The sequence below is a fragment of the Verrucomicrobiota bacterium genome (assembly GCA_016871535.1).
GTDB lineage: Bacteria > Verrucomicrobiota > Verrucomicrobiia > Limisphaerales > SIBE01 > VHCZ01.
In genome coordinates, this window is sequence record VHCZ01000037.1 from 17,144 (window position 1) to 35,368 (window position 18,225).

Here is an 18,225-nt window from a genome sequence, read left to right on the forward strand (position 1 = left end):
GACCGGCTAAGCCTTCACCGCCGGCGGGACCAAGGGCATCGCACGCAAGCGGATTCCAGTGGCGGCAAAGAAGGCGTTCCCGATGGCGGGCGCGACGGCGATGATCGGCGTTTCCCCGGCGCCAACGGACGGAAGATCGGGCCGGTTTAGCAGATGAATGTCGAACTCCGGAACGTCACTGAACCGCGGCACGCGGTATTGCCCAAAGTTGTCATTCTGAATCTTGCCGCGAGCAAACCGCATGGCTTCCCACAAGGCCGGGCCGAGTCCCATGATGATGCAGCCCTCGACCTGAGCGAGCAGGTTTTGGGGATTGATGATGGCGCCACACTCGAACACCTCGCACACATGGCGCACGTTAATCCTGTTCTGCTTCCGGCCGAAGGCGATCTCGGCGCAGGCGGCGACGTAAGAGCCTTTCTCGGTGCCGCAGGCTAGGCCCACGCCGACATCGGGCTGTTTCTGCTTGCTCCGTTCGCGCCAGTTGAAGCGCTTCGCGGCTTCTTTGAGAACGGCGCGAAGGCGGGCGTTCTCCAGGTGCGCAAGGCGGAAATCCAGCGGATCCGCGCCGGCCGCGGCGGCCAACTCATCCATGAAACATTCGCGGGCGAAATTATTCGCGGTGGACGCGAGCGCGCGGTACGACCCATGGCGCAGCGGAGCTCGTGGCGAGGCGGATTGGCTGCGCGCCTTGCCCGCGCGATACGGCGTGTTGATGGCGGATTGGCCGGAGTTGACGTTCACAAAGTGCCAGGAGGTCAGCGCGCCTTTGGCGTCGAGCGTGGCCTCGGCTTCGATGAGCGCGGCCGGGCGAAAGTAAGCCCAGGTGAATTCCTCTTCGCGGGTCCACTTCAAAGACACGGGCCGGTTCGCGGCTTGAGCCAGGCGAGCGGCTTCGATGGCCGCCTCGCCGGAATGCTTGCCTCCAAAGCCGCCGCCTGTATCCGGCACGATGACGCGCACCTTATCCGCCGAAAGCCGGAACGCGCGCGTCAATTCACCCAGGTAACCGAAGGGATTCTGCGTGCCGGTCCAAACGGTGAGTTTTCCGTCGTTCCATTCCGCGACCGCGGATCGCGTTTCCATGGGCGCATGCTGGACATACGCGGCGTGGTAGGTTGCGCGCAGGGCTTTGTGCGCCGCCGCCACGTCCTCGGCAAAAGGATTCTTCGGAACACCGCCTTCGACCTGTTCCCGGAGATAATCGAAAAGCTCCCCGCTCGACGGATGAGGCGCCGATTCCCATTTCGCCGTTTTCGCAATGGCTTCCAGGGCCTTCTCGGCCAGCGTTGTCGTCGGAGCGGCGACTCCGGCGAACGGGCCGTCCTGGACGGCGATGACGTCCTTCATGGCACGGGCCGGGGCGAGGTCGATGGAAATCAGTTTGGCGCCATACGACGGCGCGCGCAGTATTTTGCCGCGCAGCATGCCGGGGCGCTTCACGTCGGAAGAAAAACGGTGCGAGCCGGTCACGAGGTCGCGCCCGTTTGGACGCGGCACGGAGGTGCCCAGGATTTTCCAGTCTTCCAGCGGAGTGACGCCTGAGTCAGAGGGTGCCGGTTGATCGAACAACTTGGCCATTTCATCGCTTTGCGCAAGCTCGGCGTAGGAAAGCGTTCGTCGCGTCGAGGGGTGCGTGACTTTCCCGTCGCGAACTTCAAGCGTGTCACGCTCGACGTTCCAACGCTGCGCCGTGACCGTCACGAGCAGATTTCTCGCAGCGGCGGCGGCCTGCCGCACGGCGGGCAACGTGGCCGGAGTGGACCGGCTTCCGGCCGTGTTGCCGTCGTCGGGGACGAGGCTCGTGTCCGCCATGAGGAGTTGCACCTGGCTCACGGGCACGCGAAGTTCCTCGGCCGCGCCTTGAGTGAGTTCCGCGCGGGCGCCCTGGCCAACTTCGACCTTGCCGGTCATGACCTTAATGATGCCGTCAGCGCCGACATGGATTCGCGCCGAGAGTTTGACCGGGCGCCCGCCGCCGCGACCACTCCGTTGCGCAAGCGCAGGCCTCGCGGCGGTCGTGATCAAGACTCCCGCGCCGAGCAGTTGCACGAAGACGCGGCGGTTAAGTCCAAAGTCAAATTCCACCGGTTCGATCAATTGATCGTCTTCGAGGAAATCGGGTGGGCAAGGGATCGAATTCTCTTCCATAACTCAACTCCGTGCTTGGGCCGCGGCGCGGCGGATAGCTTTGACCAAGCTGGGATATCCGCAGCACCGGCAGAGATGCCGTTCCATGCGGGACAGGATTTCCTGATCGGAGGGAACGGGCCGTTTGGCCAGGAGCCCGGCCAGCCCCATGATCATTCCGGGAATGCAGTAGCCGCATTGGAACGCATCCTCCTTCAGAAAGGCTTCCTGAACCGGGTGCAGCGCGCCGTTCTTCGCCAGGCCTTCGATCGTCGTAATTTCTTTTCCGGCCACATCGCCCACCGAAGTGAGGCACGAACGCGTGGCCACACCGTTCACAAGGACGGTGCAAGCGCTGCAGTCGCCTGCGCCGCAGCCGTACTTGGCGCCGGTCAAATCGAGATCTTCGCGTAGCACTTCCAGCAAAGTGCGATCCGCGTCGGCGTTGAGGGAATGTGTGTTTCCATTGACCCGAAGCTCGGTGATGGTTGGCATGATTGCTCCTGCGTTCGGTTTGAGTGTCAGATTCAAACAGACGACAAATCCCAAACCCCGGTTACCGGCAAGCCGCAATTCGAACCTGATTCAACCACGGATTGCACGGATCACACGGATAAGACCGCTTCCGCATCCGCGAAATCCGTGAAAGCCGTGGTCAAGAAATCGGTTCGGGGTTTCAAGGTGCGAAGCGGTTCGGAGAATTCTCCCCACGAACCCACGCCTTCACCCGCTCTCGCGACAGCATGGGGTCATCACCCCAAAGACGCAGCGGTGTTTCACCCATATCTTTTCACGATCAATCCTAATCTTGGCAGGGTGTGGCTGTGTCGCAGACCGACCGCCGCGGCTGCGACTGGCCCTTCGGACACAGTCGGCATCGCAATCTCGAGATGAGGACACCAAACCGCGGTGCGTCATGGCTTGGCATAAATCGTGCATCAAGAACAACGTCGTGGATTGGGTAGTTTGCAATGAGGCCGAGAATCGATCCCGCAATTTTTGCGCAGGGTTTGACAAATTTGCGTCAGCAAACAAGCAGGCATGCAGGTTAGATTCACACGACCGGTTCGAGCGGAAACGGGATTTGCGAACTCGGGAAATGAAGTGAAACCAAACGATCGAGGGTTGCGTCCAGAGGGACAACTCAGAAGAGGAACCCGGGGAGAAGTCTCCGGAACACGTCGGCGGAAAGCCGAACGATCAGGTCCCACCAGGGCTGAATTTTGCAGGTGTAGAGATTATGATGACAAAACTGAAACTCGCGGGTCAATCGAAAGGGATTCACTGGAAGCGGCTCTGGATTTTGAGTTGGACGGGCGCTCAGATGTTGTCCTCGGTTTCCGCGTACGCGGCCGCGAACGTGTACCTGACGGAAGTGCCGGATTATTCCTGGCATGCGGGATGTTTTGGAACGGCCACGGGCAACCTCATGGGATTTTGGGACCGCCACAGCTTTCCGGATTTCTATACCGGACCGACGGCTTACGGTGTGGCGCCGCTCAACGACTTCGGCGCCAATATTGGAATTCATTCGTTGTGGGCGAGCGAGGCAGGCGTGGATGGCCGTCCCGCCGATAGACCGGGCCACCTGGACGATTACTATGTCTCGTACGCGAGCACGGAATTCGACCCCCACGTGCTTCAAGGCCGGGCGGAGCACGAAGCAGATTGCCTGGGAGATTTCATCGGCCTGAGCCAGAACAAATGGAAGAATCTCAACGGCGAATGCGACGGCAACATCGACGGATATGCGTTCGCCTATTGGGACAGCTCCGGCGAACGGCGAATCAATTTCACGCCGAGTTCGGAAGCCGGCTTGCCCGCGGTCGATATCCAATCCGGGTTGAGGGCCTGGACTCAGTACCGGGGGTTCCACGCCGATGTCTTCACGCAACTGGCGGAGATCAATCCGGAAGTGCCGAGCGGCAAAGGTTTCACGTTTCAGGATTTGACCGCCGAGATCGATGCCGGGTATCCGGTGTTGTTTTTCTTGCAGGACGCTTCGAGAAAATCGCGCGTGATGTCGGGGATGGAGCGCGCCAATCCTCTGATCCACGCCATCCTGGCGTACGGCTACGTCATCGGCACGGACGGCGCCCAATACGTGCGGTATCGCAGCGGTTTCGCGAGCGGGGATACGCTCTTGACCCCCTGGAAGCAAGGGACGATGTGGCACCAGATCGCGCCGTTGCGCGGCGTGATCAGTTACCATCCGCGTCCGAAAATCACGGACGTGAGACAGGGGGACGGCTATATGACGATTCAGTGGCACGGGCCGGACGCCGAATTGTTCGATGTGTCCAGTGGCACAACCACGAAGTTGCACTGGTATGTGACCGAGCAAGCGACGTCGCTCGCCACGCTAGATTTCAAGCCGATTACGCGTCCGACAACGATGCATACGGTTACGATTAGGACGCCCGATCCTCAGCCAGCCTTCTTCCGCGTGAGCCTGATCCCACCGCCGGAAGGGAAGGAATAGGCCTTCCCGCCGAATCGGCTCCAAGGGAGCGGGGGTCAGTAATCAGTCAACAGTAATCAGTAATCAGTGGTCAGTCACGAGTTCGTGAAACTTGAACAGGAAAACAACCGTCACGGGAATGCCTCCAACTCATAACGGCAATTCGTGGAAATTCGTGAAACTCGAGTCTGCCACCTCACTGCCGTTTCATTTCCCGAAAGTGCCGCACTGACACTGAAGATGAAGTCCGCGGCGAAAATCCTCTTCGCATTGTTGCTGCTCGCCGGCGCGGTCTTTTCGACGCTCCGGTATCTCCCGCTGGCCAGCGACAGATCGATGAAGCGAACCGCGCTGGTTCGCCGTGAAATTGCGCTGCGCGTTCTGGCGGAGTTCGTGGCCCGCGAGTTCACGGGTCAGAAAGTCCTGGTCGTTTCCAATCCTTTCACTCAACGAAAAACCCAAAGCAGCGAGGTGGCGGAATTCGAAGAGGCTGGCCTGCGCGGGCTGAAGAAAGGCTGGGCGAACCGAATCCAGCTTCAAGGAATCGGTTTTCCGGAACTGGACCCGGCTCTCGCCAAGAATCCCTCGCACGGCCGGATTGATCCGCAGACGACCACGCCGCTCAGTTTCATGACGACGGACGGCGCCTGGGACAATTTGCTGCGGAGATACCCGGACACGGAGGTGGTGGTCAGCTTGATCGGTTTGCCGGCTACGTTGCACCGCCTGGAAATCTGGCGGCAATCGAAGCCGCGTTTCGCACTGTTGCTGCCGGACCTCCGCATGATCGGCGACGCCGCCGATGTGAAAGAAGCTTTTCGCAGCGGCAAGCTGGCGGCGGTGGTTTTGGAAAAACCAAGCGCGCCGCCGGAATCAACCCCGATCCATCGCGATTACCACGCCGAGTTTAATCAGTGCTTCGTGTTGATCACGGCAAGCAACGCGGACACGCTGATCGAAGAATCGAGAAGGATCGCGCGGCGCTGACTACAGCTTCTGCGGTGTTCTTAAATCTACGGCTTGATGAACCGCCCAACAAAGCCGCCGCCGCCGCGCAGTTCGACGGGCAACGTGTCGCCGCAGCGTGCCGTGGAATTCTCGACCACGACGGCGGCGTCATTGTCCTTGTGGTCGCGGACCAACGACGCCTGGTAAGTGCCGTCGCCGAGAAAGGCCAGCGGCACCTGGATTGACTTCGACCCGCCGGCGCTCATCACGGCCAGCATCCACCTAGTGCCTTTGCGACGAGCGAAGATAGAGAGTTCACCGATGCGCGAGTCAGGCAGCACACGGGTTTCGTCCCAGACTGCTGGAATGCTTTTGATCACCGGAAGTCAGATCGTAAATCGGTCGTAAAGAGAAAGAGCCTCTGGATCTTAGAGCATTGTTGCTGCCTGCTCAAAACTAACGCCATGCTTGCGGAGATTCGCCGCCGCTTTAGACGCGTCCCACTCGAAAACCAAATCGAATTCAGGCGCCACAACCCTTACATTGGCCTCAGTCAAAATCCGAATTCAGCATCAATCTGCCCTCTCGTGAGCGGTTATGCGATCTTTGGCACAGCGAACGGCGGGCGGTATTCGCGTTGAACAAGTTTGTTCGCCTGGTCCGCGAAATCGCCGACGAACCGTTCTTGCTTCGGATCGAAAGTTACCCACGGGCCGAGCACGGCGGGCGTGGTCCCAAGCTCAACTCCGTTCTCGCGCAGATACTCGCCGCAGCGCTCGAAGGCGTCCAGCAGCTCCGGCCTGGAGCGAATTCTTTCCCGGATCGCTTCGGGGGAAGTCTGTTGGCCGAGCCGATGGGATATGTTCGGCAAATGACAGCACGCCGCTGACAGATGTCCGTCCAACGCTTCCGCAGCGAGGTCGCTGCCTTTCCGGCTGCGCATGGCGGCAGTGAAGTTGGACAGATGCGAGCCTCCCAATCCTCTTGATCCGTCGTCGGCCGGAAGCTCTTTGATCTTTTTGCCCTCTTTGTCGAACAGCGATCCGCCGGACGAGGCCCCCGCGAAGTAGCCGCCCGCGCAGTCAATGATCAAGCCGCCGCTGCGCCCCCGGAACTTGCCCATGGCGTCCGGGCCTTTGCCGAGGCGCACGTTGCGGACTTCGCAGATCATCGGGGCAGGTTGATAATCCAGCAGCGCAATGTGCGTGTTGGCCGTTTCCCCGCAATCGTTGAAGGCGAATCGTCCGCCGATGCTCATGGCTCGCGGCGGCGCCTGGTTTTGGCCCAAAGCCCACCGGCAAAGGTCCATCACATGAATGCCGTTGCCCGTTTCCCAGAACCAGTGCCATCCGTAATGCAATTGCTTTCGCATGAGCGGCCCTTTGGGCGCCGGTCCGCACCAAAGATCGTAATCGACCGTTGGCGGCACAGGCGTCGGCGCCGTGACATTGCCGATGCCATCGCGCGCTCGGTAAACCAGACAGTGGGCAAAGCGAATGGGACCGAACTCGCCGCCGCGCAAATACTCGAAGGTCCGTCGAAGCAAGCCGCTGGAACGGTTCTGCGTGCCGACCTGCACCATCCGGCCATATTTCCGCGCCGCCGCGACCATTTGGCGGCCTTCCCAGAGGTCGTAGGAAAAGGGCTTTTCGACATAGACATCCTTGCCCGCCTGACACGCCCAGACGGTGGCCAGCGCGTGCCAATGATTGGGCAAGGCGATGACCACGGCGTCGATGGATTTGTCGTCGAAGACGCGCCGGAGATCCCGGTGAGCCACGACGGTTTCGCCGCGTTTTTTGAACGGCTGGACTTCGCGATCCAGGTGCGCTCTGGTCCACGTCGCAGAGCGCGGTGATCTTCGCTTCAGGGAGTTTCTGTATTGGGGCGATGAGTTGGTGCCCCCGGCCGCCCACGCCGCCGATGGTGGTAGTTCCACCGAGGCCGATCATGGCGAGGCGGACGGTTTCATTGGCGGACTGGCGTTCGGCGCCGAGCGCTAATCTCGGCGAACCGCAGAGCGACTCCTGCCACGATAGAACTCTTCAGAAAATTTCTGCGTGACGTTGCTTTCATAGTTGTCCGTCGTATCTCATTCTTCCACCGGCACGACCAGGTTGGCCATGATGTAATCCTTCCGTTCGGGCGTGTTCTTGCCCATGTAGAATCCCAAGATGGTTGAGGCGTCCGGTTTTGGCGCGTATTCCACCTGACTGAGCCGCATCTCCGGGCCGATGAATTGTTTGAATTCGTTCGGACTGATCTCGCCCAGTCCTTTGAAGCGCGTGATCTCGGCGCTCTTGCCCATGGCCGCAGCCGCGGCGTCGCGCTCGGCTTCGGAGTAGCAGTAAGTGGTTTTCTCCTTGTTGCGCACGCGGAAGAGGGGTGTTTCGAGCACGTAAAGATGCCCGTCATGAACGAGTTGATCGAAGAAGCGGAAGAAGTAAGTGATCATCAAGTTGCGGATGTGCAGGCCGTCCACGTCCGCGTCCGTGGCCAGGACAACTTTTTCGTAGCGCAACCCTTCGATGTTGTCCTCGATGTCGAGCGAGCGCATCAAATTATACATCTCGTCGTTCTTGTACACGATGTCGCGCTTGAGATCCCAAACGTTCAGTGGCTTGCCTTTGAGCACGAAAATGGCCTGCGTGTTTACGTCGCGGCAGCTCACAATGGAGCCGGCCGCGCTCTGCCCCTCGGTGATGAACACCATCGAGCCGCGGCCTTTGTCCTTTTTCTTGTCAAAGTGGATTTTGCAGTCTTTGAGCTGCGGGATGCGGATCGTAATCGCCTTGGCGCGTTCGCGGGCCAGCTTCTTGACCTCCTGCAGTTCCTTGCGCAACTGGCGGCTGTCTTCGACTTTCGCGACGATTTTCTCGGCGATTTCTTTGTTGCGGTGGAAAAAGTGCAGCAGCTCCTCGCGGACCTTGTTGACGAGGTCGGAGCGGATTTCAGTGTTGCCCAGTTTGTTTTTGGTCTGGGACTCGAAGACGGGGTCTTTCAGGCGAATGGAGACCGCGCCGACCATGGCCTCGCGCACGTCATCGCCTTCGTAACTGCTCTTGGAGTATTCATTGACCGCCTTGAGCAAGCCTTCGCGGAAAGCGCTCAGGTGCGTGCCGCCGTCGCTGGTGTACTGGCCATTGACAAAGGAGAAGAACGTCTCGCCGTAGCGGCTGTTGCTGTGCGTGAAGCAGAACTCCAGCATCTTGCTCGCATAGTGCAGCGGCGGATAAATCGGTTCGCTGTTGTCGCGCGACAAATCCTCCATCACCAGATCGAGCAAGCCGTTCCGCGATTGAAAGACCTTGTCGTTGAAGATCAGTTTGAGGCCCGTGTTCAGGTAAGAGTAGTGGCGCAAACGCCGCTCGACGTGCTCCGGCTTGAATTCCGTTTCCTTGAAAATCGCGGGGTCGGGCTCGAAGCGGATGAACGTGCCGTCGGGCTCTTTGGAGCCTTTGCCGGTTTTTTGGTTCTTGAGCCGGCCTTGTTTGAATGACGCTTCCACAAATTCTCCCTCGCGATGGCTGCGAACGAGAAATTCTTTGGAGAGCGCGTTGACCGCTTTGGTGCCCACGCCGTTCAGACCGACGCTGAACTGGAACACGTCGTCGTTGTATTTGGCGCCGGTGTTGATCTTCGAGACGCAGTCCACGACCTTGCCGAGCGGGATGCCGCGCCCGAAATCGCGCACCGAGACTTTGGCGCCCTCGATGTGGATGTGGACCTCCTTGCCGTGGCCCATGATGTACTCATCGATCGCGTTGTCGATGACCTCCTTGAGCAAGATGTAACAGCCGTCGTCCGGGTGCGAGCCGTTGCCGATGCGTCCGATATACATGCCGGTGCGCAATCGGATGTGCTCCAGCGAGGAGAGCGTCTTGATCTTGCTTTCGTCGTAAACGTGTTTCGTGCTTTCAGCCATACGAATTGCTGAAGGTAAAAATGAAACAAACGGGCGAAGATGAAAACAGGAAAAGCGGAAAAGCGCGGCGGTGGCAAAATCCAATTGAGCCTGCGGCTCAACTTCCAAGCCGCTTCCGGCGTCAGCTTCATTCTCGCTGTTCTGCGCGCTGGCATCCCTTGCTCTTGCGGCCTTGCGATCCCATTTGACGGCCTCGACGTGCTTCAAAGGGAAGCTTTCAAAATCCCAATATCTCGACAGAATCACGCAATGCAAACCCGCACTTCTCGTTCCAGCAACGGCTCGCAGCCCGCGGCAATCGCCAACCCGCCGCGGGTCGCTCATTATCTTTTGCCAGACGACGGCGCAATTCCGAATAACCCCAAACTGCCGCTTCTGGTTTACCCCGGTGCGGTGGAGTTGTCGGGCGGTGATCCGGCGACGATTTTCGAGCGGCTGTTCGCGTCGAACGGCTGGACGGGAAGCTGGCGGAACGGCATCTACAGCTTCCACCACTATCACAGCACAGCGCACGAAGTCCTGGGCATTTACCGCGGCTCGGCAGCCGTGCAATTCGGCGGCGAGAGCGGCATCACTCTGACTGCCAGTGCCGGCGACGCCATCGTCATCCCGGCGGGCGTGGGACACAAAAATCTCCGATGCAGTCCGGATCTCGGCGTGGTCGGCGCGTATCCACCGGGCCAACAGGTGGACATGTGCTACGGCAAACCCGGCGAACGGCCGCAGGCAGATGAGGCCATTGCCTGTGTTTCTTTGCCGGGAACCGATCCGCTCTACGGAGAGACTGGTCCTCTAATTCAACATTGGTCAGGAAAGGACCCATGTGCATGAGAAAACTCACCTGGCTGGCGCTGTTCGGATCTTCACTGCTGGGCGTCGGGATCGAATCATCGGAAGCGGCGGAAAAGCAAGGGTCAGCCCGGCCCAACGTCCTGTTTCTTTTCACAGATGACCAGCGCGCCGACACGATCCACGCGCTGGGCAATTCTCACATCAAGACTCCCAACCTCGATTCGCTGGTGAAATCCGGCTTTGTCTTTCGCAATGCTTATTGCCTGGGCGGGAACATCGGCGCGGTCTGCACGCCCAGCCGGAACATGCTCCTGAGCGGGCGCGCTTACTTCCGCTGGAAAGGCAATCTCGCCTCCGGCAACGATCCCAATTTTCCCGTGTCGATGAACCAGGCCGGCTACGTGACGTATCACCACGGCAAGCGCGGGAACACGGCTCTGGAGATTCAGGCGAAATTCGAGCACAACCATTACCTCAACGAAGGCAAAGAGCGCGTGAGCGGACAGCCGGGCAAAGCCATTGTCGATGCTGCCATCGAATTCCTGCGAACCAAGAACGATGCGCGCCCGTTCTTCATGTATCTCGCGTTTGAAGCGCCGCACGATCCGCGTGTCGCCGCGAAGGAATACCTGGACCTCTACGACCGCGCGAAAATCCCGCTGCCCAAAAACTACTTGCCACAACACCCCTTCAACAATGGCGAGCAGGTGATCCGTGACGAAATGCTCGCGCCGTGGCCGCGCACACCCGATGAAATTCGCCGCCACTTGCACGAATACTACGCCGTCATCTCCGGATTGGACTATCATATTGGCCGGCTGCTCCAGTGCCTCAAAGAGCTTGGCCAGCACGAGAACACGATCATTGCTTTTTCCTCCGACCACGGCCTGGCTATCGGGAGTCATGGCTTGATGGGCAAGCAGAACGTTTACGAAGCCGGAATGAAAGCGCCGCTGATTTTCACTGGCCCCGGCATCCGCAAAGGCCGCTCGGACGCTCTGGTCTATTTGCTGGATATCTTTCCAACGGTCTGTGACCTGGTCGGCGCGCCGATTCCGTCCGGACTGGACGGCCAGAGCCTCAGGCCGATTCTGGACGGGAAAGCGCGGGGCGTGCGAGAAACGCTGTTCCTGTCGTATCGCGACGTGCAGCGCGCCGTTCGCGACGCGCGCTGGAAGTTGATTCGCTACCCGCAAATCAACCAGACGCAGCTCTTCGATCTAAGGCGCGATCCGGATGAAATCCACAACCTGGCAAACGACCCCGGCCAGGCGAAGCGGATCGATCACTTGATGGCGGTTCTTGGAGAATGGCAGAAGAAACTCGGCGACACTGCCCCGCTGGCTTCGACAAAACCGGCAAATCCCACCTTCACGCCCCCTTCTGCGGAGGAATGGGCCAAGATGCAGCCAAAGCGGAAATGAAAGACGGCTGTTCCGTCTCTGGCGAACACGTTCAGTTGTTGTTTGTTTCGTGGGTTCGGTGTGTTTCGGGCCGAAGTGCTTTTGTCGGATTTACCGAGCTGAAATCGCGCGCGATCATTAAATCGTCATTGTTGAGGAGGCAGGCAAGATGCCTGCCCTACTTTAGCTCCATGTGCTCCGTGCTCGCCACGGCGCCCCGCTGGTCTGTCACGGTCATGAAGACGACCAGTGGTCGCTCCGGTGGGATGTTTGCTCGCGCAGTGCGGCCGCGTAATTCAGCGTCCCGGCTCTGCCAGTTTCTCTTCTGCCAGGGACCGGAGTCAGTGGTGTAGTGCAGTTCCGCTTTGGTCATCGGCAATTCGGAACGGAACGTTACGCGCGCTTCGCCTGCCGAGCATTCCATTCGGCCAACCCTGGGCAAAGGCGTTCCTTGTTTGAGGACAGAATCCACAAACCAATCAATCTCCGGAATCGACCAGCCTTCTTTGTGGCCGTGTTTCATCCCGACTTTCACGCACAAATCCGCCCCGCGCGGCACCAGCCGATACGATTTCTGATAGCTGTCGAGCGGGTAGGCGAAATCGGTCGTGCCATTCACAAAAAGGATCGGGCAACGCACCTCAGGCAGATGTCTTGAAGGCTCGAAATATTTCACCCAGCGGTCGCGTCGTTCCGGGCTCATCTTCGCGAATCGGGAATCCACCCAAGCGCTGTTTTCGTGGATGAACCCGCAGCCATAAACCGGCACCGCCACTTTGAGCCGGTCGTCAATCCCGGCGATGATGCACGTCAGATAACCGCCCCAACTGATCCCGGTGATACCGATGCGGGTCGCATCAACTTCTTTTTGCGCCGCCAGAAGCGAGTGCCCGCGCAAGACTGCCGCCACCGCGTGGTAGGTCCACATGTCTCGCGCGTCACCGTCGTTGAAATCTCGGAACTTGCTCCCGTCATCCTGGTCCGGCCCACTGTCGGGCGAACGCTGGCCGTCCGGTCCGCGCCCGGACAAATCCATCGCGAGCGCCACATAACCGCGCTCGGCCCAGAGCGTGGACCATTCGGCGAACGCTTTGCCACCGCCGCCGTGCACGAGCAGAATCGCGGGAAAAGGGCCGGCGCCGGTTGCGGGCCTTCCCACGTAGCCGAAAACGCGGGTCGATTTGCCGCGGAACGGCTCTCCTTCATACCAGACTTGCTGGACGAAACCTGTGCGTTGGCGCCACGTCGCGTGTGGAGGAATCTTGAGCGTCGCAACGTTCCACAACCCGGTGAAGCGATCGTCGCGGTGTGGGGTGACGCAACTCGCGAAAGTGAGCAGCAGAACTGTTGGAAGAACAGGAATGGATTTCACGATCCGAATCGTAACGAACCGTTTTGGATCGCGCAGTCAAAATGCTTTTCGCGTCGGCGAACGACGATACAATTCGCCGCATGCTTCTCAGGAACCAATCGGTAGGGCGAGCCTGTCCCCAGCGAGCCGAGTCGGACGTGTTCCACGCCCGTGGATCGGCTCGCCAGGACGGACTCGCCCTACCATGTTCATGGGGCGAGAGCATGGTCATCAGACCAAAATCACTTCCGACGAACCCACCCTTTCACCTCTCCAAGGAGGGGCGCTGGCTAACGGCTCTTCAAAGGGAGCTCCCCTCCTGGGAAGGGTGCGGCGTGGGTTCGTGGATCGTCCTTCTTTGCGCCCTGCTCACATTTCCTTCCTCGGCCGCCGATCCGCCCTCCTTGGCCGGCCAGCCCGTCTCAAGCGCCACCAACGCTTCGCCCGGACGCGAACCGTTTCCCGAGGGCCGTTTCCACCTCGAACGCGGCGACGTGCTCGCGTTTCTCGGCGGCGCGGACGTCGCGGCGGCGCAATTCACCGGCCACCTGGAAGCTTTGCTGGCCGTGAAGTATCGCGGCCTTGGGGTGAGCTTCCGCAACTTCGGCTGGGAAGGCGACACGGTTTTTGCGCAACCGCGCGATGTAGGGTTTCCACCGCTGAAAGCGCATCTCCAGCGCGCAGGCGTTTCCGTCATTGTGCTTCAGTATGGCCGAACGGAAGCGTTGAGCGGGCGCGACGCGCTTTCGCGGTTCGCCGAAGCCTACGGAAAATTACTCGACGGCTGCGCGAATCAAACACCCCGGCTCGTCCTGGCCACTCCGCCTCCGTTCGAGAAAGCCGGCGAGCCGTTGCCCGACCTTTCCTCGCGCAACGCCGACCTCGCCGCGTTTGCCAACACCATCCGCGAATTGGCGCGTCAGCGCGGCTTGCCGCTGGTGGATTTGTTTGCGGAACTGGGCGGGGCGTCGCATCGCGAACCGAGGTTGACAGACAACGGCCTGCAACTCACGCCGCGCGGCCAGGCGCTTGTGGCGCGCGCCTTCGCGCGTCAACTCGGCTTCGGCGATGTCGCGGAGGCCGCGGGCGAGCCGGACGCGACCGGCGCCTGGCCGAACGCCACTTTCGAACGGCTGCGCCGGGTTGTCATGGAGAAGAATCGCCTCTGGTTCAATTACTGGCGCCCGCAGAATTGGGCTTTTCTGGGCGGCGACCGGGTCCAGGTGCCCAGCAGCCGGGACCATCGCAACCCGGCCATTCGCTGGTTCCCGGCGGAGATGGAGAAGTTCGTGCCGTTGATAGAGAAGGCAGAGCACCGCATCAAGGCTCTCGCGCAAACCATCGATTGGAAATGAGTCGGCGAATTTCAGGTTTGAAAGCATCGCGATTGGGGAGCACACGCGCCCTCGCGTGTCTCCGTCGGCGCCTCGCCGACGGACTCGGCATCCGGGCCCGCAGAGGAATGAGACAGACCGTTGGTTCGGGTTTGCGGCGAGGCGCCGCAATCGGCACGCGAGGCGCGTGCGCTCCCCATTTGAATCGACTCATAAAGAGCGTCGAGACGGTGTGCGCTCTGGTCGCCGTTCTGAGTTTCACCCCGCCATTGTTCAGAAGTTTCGCCGCCGAATCTGACGACCCATCGGCCGAACTCGCCTCCTTCCAAATCGCCGACGGCTTTGAAGTGAATTTGTTCGCCTCGGAAAAAGACGGCGTCGTGAAGCCGATTCAAATGCGGTTCGACGCGCGTGGCCGGCTCTGGGTCATCGGCAGCACAGTTTATCCACAAATTGAGCCCGGCCAAATTCCCAACGACAAAATCCTCATTCTGGAAGACACGGACCGCGACGGGCGCTGCGACAAGACGACGGTTTTCGCCGACGGCCTGATGATCCCTACGGGGATCGAACTCGGCGATGGCGGCGTCTATCTGGGCCACGGCACCGAGCTGCTGTTTTTCAAGGACACCGACGGCGACGGCAAAGCAGACGAGCGGCGCGTGCTGCTCCGCGGCTTCGGCACCGGTGACAATCACCAAAACATCAATTCGTTTCGCTGGGGCCCCGGCGGCGAATTATGGATGTCGCAAGGCCTCCACATTTTCTCGCGCGTCGAAACGCCCTGGGGAATTGCGCGGCTCCACCAGGCGGGCCTCTGGCGTCTCTGGCCGCGCCGCTTGAAGCTGGAAGGCTTCTATGGCTCGGAACATGAGCCGCAAAACCCTTGGGGCTTCGTGTTCACGGACTGGGGCGAGCCCCTCGTGCTCGCCGGCAACAACAGCTCGCCGATTTATCCTGTGCCCGGCCTCGTGCTGAATCACCGCGACGACGCCCCCGCGCTCATTTGGAAAAACGGCAATGGCCGCAAGGTCAGCGGCGGCGACATCGTCGGCACCGCTCATTTTCCCGACGCGTGGCAAGGCGCGCTCATCGTGGGTGGCTACATCAACAACGCGGTGTGGACGCTGAAAATCAGCGACGACGGCGCCGGTTTCCTGCTCGAAGATTTGCCGCCGCTTATCCGATCGACGAGCCGCAGCTTCCGCCCGGTCGATGTGAAGTTCGGGCCGGAAGGCGCTTTGTATCTATGCGACTGGTACAATCCGGTCATCGGCCATTACCAGGCCAGCTTCCGTGATCCGAATCGCGACAAGACCCATGGCCGCATCTGGCGCGTCACCGCCAAAGGGCGTCCGCTCGCCCAGCCGCCGCAGCTCGCGGACGCGCCCATTTCGCAACTCCTGGAACATCTGAAGTCGCCCGACCGCTGGACGCGGCATTTCGCCAAACGCGTGCTGGCGGATCGGCCAGAGGATCAAGCCGTAGCCGCGCTCCGGAAATGGACGGCGCAGCCCGGCTTGACCGAGCACGCGTTGACGGAGGCGCTGGGTGTCTATCAAAGCCATGAAGCCGTCGAGCCGGGTCTCCTGGCGCGCCTCTGTCGCGCGAAAGAAGCCGGCGCGCGAGCTTACGCAGCCGGCGTCGTAGGCGCCTGGGCGGATCGCTTGCCGGACCCACTCGCGTTGCTGCGGCCGCTCGTGGCCGACGAACATCCTCGCGTGCGCCTTCAGGCCGTTGTGGCGTGCAGTTATGTGCCGAAACCAGAAGCGATGGAAGTCGCCGCGGTGGCGGCTGATTTCCCTATGGACAAGTTCTTGAACTACGCGTTGAACCAGGCCGTTTTCGCGCTGAAACCGCACTGGCTCCCGGCGTTCAAGACCGGCCAGTTAAGTCTCGAAAACAAACCCGATCGCCTCAGTTTCCTGGTCCGCGCCGACGCGACGGCCGACACAGTGCAAACCGTCCGCGAGCTTCTGCGTTCCTCACGCCTGGATGCCGCGTCGCGCGAAACGTTTCTGACCATTCTCGTTGACGCCGGAACGTCCGAAGATCTGGCCGCGATTCTGAAACTCTCCGACGCCGCGCTCCAGTCGCGCCTTCTGCCCGCGTTGGCCACGGCTTCACGAGTCCGCAAGCTGCGCCCTTTGGGCGACCTCACCGCGGCCCTCCGCCCGCTGATCGAAAGTACAGACGTTCGCCTGCGATCCGAAGCGCTCAAGCTGGCCGGTGTTTGGAAACTCGAATCGTTTCGCGCGACGGCGGAAACGCTCGCGTTTGACGCGCGAACGGAACTCCAGAACCGCCGCGCCGCGATCGACGCTTTGGCCTCCCTCGGCGGCGACGCCAGTCAGCAAGCTTTGTCGCGTCTGGCTGGCGAACCTGCGGCGTCCGTGCAAAGCGCCGCCATCGCGGCCCTGGCTGGATTTGATGTGACGGCGGCCGCACCGAAGGCGGCAGAGTGGTTTGAGCAAGCCGGTGCTAGTTCTCCCTCGCCCCTCAGCGGGGTGAGGGGTCAACCAGAACGTATCAACGCGGAGCTTGCCGAAGTCTTTTCCGCGTTCCTCCAACGCCAGCGGGGAGCGGCCGCTCTGGCCAGTGCGCTGTCCGCGAAACCACCGCCGAAGCCAGCCGCCGAAGCCGGGCTCGCCATCCTGAGCGCGAGTGGCCGCCGCGATGAGCAACTTGCGGCCGTCCTCGCCAATGCGGCCGGATTGCAAAAGGCGAACACCCCGATGTCACCTGAAGAAACCGCTGCGTTCGCCGGTGAAGTTCGCACGCAGGGCGATGCCGGTCGCGGCGCGGAAATTTTCCGGCGCGCTGAACTCGGCTGCCTGGCCTGTCACGCCGTGAATGGCGAAGGCGGAATCATTGGCCCGAATCTCAGCACGTTAGGCAGCGCACAGCCGATCGAGTTTATTGTCGGCGCCATTCTCGATCCGCAGAAGGAGATCAAAGAAGGCTACATTTCGACCTCCATTGCCGCGAAAGACGGGGAGGATTACCAGGGGTACCTGGTGCGTGAGAGTTCAGAGGAAATCGTTCTGCGCGATGTGCTCCAGAATCGAGAAGTCCGCTTGCGCCGCGACACGATCCGGGAAAGGCGTCAAACCGGCTCCGTGATGCCGGCCGGTCTGGCGGAGACATTGACGCGCGCGGAATTCCGCGATCTGGTGCGATACCTGTCGGAGCTGGGTCGATCCAGGCCTTGAGATCAAACTGCCAGAGAGAGCTGCCGCCCGCGGAAGACATCAAGGAAGTTCACAAGAAGCTCAAGTCTTCCCATCGAGAAATCCGAAAACTGGACAGACCAGAGCCCAGGCGTCGCCCGTTGCCCAGTGCATCCACAAGTTTATCAGTGACATGATTCTGTCCTCGTAGCGCAGAGTTGCACTCTGCCGTATCGCCGATTTGCAATCGGCGGCGCGTCGGCAACTCTCAACGCGCCCAGTCAACCGGCGTCCCACAGGATGCAATCCTGCGATACAGCAGATTGAGAATCCGCGCCACAGGCCACCGCCAACTTGTGGATGCCCCGAACGCCGCCGAAAAGGCATTTGCCTTTGGTCCGGTTGCCCGCTACACAGAAGAGCATAAATAAAGCTATATAACTCTGATGAGAAGCGCGTTCTGAAAGGGTTTTCTCACGATTGCGTGTTTCGCGTTCCGACAGGAAGGCTACCTTATTCTTGCGTGCTGGCACCGTTGGGAGCATCATCCGCGCATTCGTAATGCGATATATACGGATATGACTCCCAAGCCCGAACCCGCCGTCACATCCTGACTCTGCGCCAGGAAGCCCAAAGCGACAAGGCTCCCCGCGTGGCCCTGCGTCTGCAGGCCATTCTGCTCAGTCTGGACGGCCACACCGCGCCCGAAAT

General features: G+C 60.5%; 13 protein-coding genes. 6 read left to right on the forward strand and 7 right to left on the reverse strand.

Annotated features, from left to right (window positions below):
- Positions 1 to 6: 6 nt before the first annotated feature.
- A complete protein-coding gene (locus tag FJ398_07380; protein ID MBM3837775.1) occupies positions 7 to 2,151 on the reverse strand; it encodes an isoquinoline 1-oxidoreductase in 2,145 nt (714 codons plus the stop codon).
- Positions 2,152 to 2,154: 3 nt separating this feature from the next.
- Positions 2,155 to 2,625 (reverse strand): (2Fe-2S)-binding protein, encoded by a 471-nt coding sequence (locus tag FJ398_07385; GenBank protein ID MBM3837776.1) that lies wholly within the window; start codon positions 2,623 to 2,625, stop codon positions 2,155 to 2,157.
- A gap of 745 nt (positions 2,626 to 3,370) precedes the next feature.
- Between FJ398_07385 and FJ398_07390 the strand changes: the two genes are divergently transcribed.
- Positions 3,371 to 4,612: a hypothetical protein gene (locus FJ398_07390; protein MBM3837777.1), complete on the forward strand. Its 1,242-nt coding sequence runs from the start codon at positions 3,371 to 3,373 to the stop codon at positions 4,610 to 4,612.
- Between the two features lie 219 nt (positions 4,613 to 4,831).
- Positions 4,832 to 5,578 (forward strand): hypothetical protein, encoded by a 747-nt coding sequence (locus FJ398_07395; protein MBM3837778.1) that lies wholly within the window; start codon positions 4,832 to 4,834, stop codon positions 5,576 to 5,578.
- Between the two features lie 26 nt (positions 5,579 to 5,604).
- On the opposite strand, the gene FJ398_07400 is transcribed toward FJ398_07395, so the two are convergent.
- The 4 genes from FJ398_07400 to FJ398_07415 form a co-directional block, all read right to left on the reverse strand.
- Positions 5,605 to 5,919, reverse strand: a complete 315-nt coding sequence (locus FJ398_07400; protein MBM3837779.1) for a hypothetical protein — start codon at positions 5,917 to 5,919, stop codon at positions 5,605 to 5,607.
- Positions 5,920 to 5,967: 48 nt separating this feature from the next.
- Positions 5,968 to 6,054: a hypothetical protein gene (locus FJ398_07405; protein ID MBM3837780.1), complete on the reverse strand. Its 87-nt coding sequence runs from the start codon at positions 6,052 to 6,054 to the stop codon at positions 5,968 to 5,970.
- 80 nt (positions 6,055 to 6,134) lie between these two features.
- Positions 6,135 to 7,478 (reverse strand): Gfo/Idh/MocA family oxidoreductase, encoded by a 1,344-nt coding sequence (locus FJ398_07410; protein ID MBM3837781.1) that lies wholly within the window; start codon positions 7,476 to 7,478, stop codon positions 6,135 to 6,137.
- Positions 7,479 to 7,631: 153 nt separating this feature from the next.
- A complete protein-coding gene (locus FJ398_07415; GenBank protein ID MBM3837782.1) occupies positions 7,632 to 9,464 on the reverse strand; it encodes a type IIA DNA topoisomerase subunit B in 1,833 nt (610 codons plus the stop codon).
- Positions 9,465 to 9,761: 297 nt separating this feature from the next.
- Between FJ398_07415 and FJ398_07420 the strand changes: the two genes are divergently transcribed.
- Positions 9,762 to 10,295 (forward strand): hypothetical protein, encoded by a 534-nt coding sequence (locus tag FJ398_07420; protein MBM3837783.1) that lies wholly within the window; start codon positions 9,762 to 9,764, stop codon positions 10,293 to 10,295.
- Entirely contained in the window at positions 10,286 to 11,680 is a 1,395-nt protein-coding gene (locus FJ398_07425; GenBank protein MBM3837784.1) for a DUF4976 domain-containing protein, read from the forward strand. The genes FJ398_07420 and FJ398_07425 overlap by 10 nt, the downstream gene beginning before the upstream one ends.
- 157 nt (positions 11,681 to 11,837) lie before the next feature.
- Here FJ398_07425 and FJ398_07430 read toward each other — a convergent pair whose 3' ends face one another.
- The gene (locus FJ398_07430) at positions 11,838 to 13,040 is read right to left on the reverse strand and encodes an acetylxylan esterase (GenBank protein MBM3837785.1); all 1,203 of its coding nucleotides are present in this window, start codon (positions 13,038 to 13,040) and stop codon (positions 11,838 to 11,840) included.
- Positions 13,041 to 13,054: 14 nt separating this feature from the next.
- Between FJ398_07430 and FJ398_07435 the strand changes: the two genes are divergently transcribed.
- Entirely contained in the window at positions 13,055 to 14,365 is a 1,311-nt protein-coding gene (locus tag FJ398_07435) for a hypothetical protein (GenBank protein ID MBM3837786.1), read from the forward strand.
- On the forward strand, positions 14,362 to 17,556 hold the full coding sequence (locus FJ398_07440; GenBank protein ID MBM3837787.1) for a c-type cytochrome: 3,195 nt from the start codon (positions 14,362 to 14,364) through the stop codon (positions 17,554 to 17,556). The genes FJ398_07435 and FJ398_07440 overlap by 4 nt, the downstream gene beginning before the upstream one ends.
- The last annotated feature ends 669 nt before the right edge of the window (positions 17,557 to 18,225 follow it).

Coding starts and splice junctions, on each gene's coding strand:
- FJ398_07380 (MBM3837775.1), bottom strand. CDS start 2,151: ATGGAAGAGAATTCGATCCCTTGCCCACCCGATTTCCTCGAAGACGAT.
- FJ398_07385 (MBM3837776.1), bottom strand. CDS start 2,625: ATGCCAACCATCACCGAGCTTCGGGTCAATGGAAACACACATTCCCTC.
- FJ398_07390 (MBM3837777.1), top strand. CDS start 3,371: ATGATGACAAAACTGAAACTCGCGGGTCAATCGAAAGGGATTCACTGG.
- FJ398_07395 (MBM3837778.1), top strand. CDS start 4,832: ATGAAGTCCGCGGCGAAAATCCTCTTCGCATTGTTGCTGCTCGCCGGC.
- FJ398_07415 (MBM3837782.1), bottom strand. CDS start 9,464: ATGGCTGAAAGCACGAAACACGTTTACGACGAAAGCAAGATCAAGACG.
- FJ398_07425 (MBM3837784.1), top strand. CDS start 10,286: ATGTGCATGAGAAAACTCACCTGGCTGGCGCTGTTCGGATCTTCACTG.
- FJ398_07440 (MBM3837787.1), top strand. CDS start 14,362: ATGAGTCGGCGAATTTCAGGTTTGAAAGCATCGCGATTGGGGAGCACA.